Raw genomic sequence first — 345 nt, 5'->3', positions numbered from 1 at the left:
TCATGATGCTTGGAGCGGGCTTGCCCGACTCCGTTGAACACCATCAGATTGAGGGACGACCGCCTGCCAACCAACAGGCCGCTCGCGAGCGCGCTTGCAAATCGCGCCGTAGCGAGCGGGCGGCCGGCCCGTTACCCCATCTACGATACCCCTGCGGCAATCGACGCGTTCGAGATTGTCCCCTATGTTGCCGCGCATTCCGCCAGCCCAAAAGACAAACAACGAGCATGATGTATCTGGAAACGCCGCCGCGCCTGATCGAAACAACAATCTTCTCCGCGATGCCCGACAAGTTCCGCCGCAAATGCGAGCGGACCGATTGGGCCGATGCCAACCGGCCGGGCG

This window comes from Sphingomonas plantiphila (genome assembly GCF_046000505.1).
Lineage (GTDB): Bacteria > Pseudomonadota > Alphaproteobacteria > Sphingomonadales > Sphingomonadaceae > Sphingomonas > Sphingomonas plantiphila.
This window is presented reverse-complemented; position numbering follows the sequence as displayed.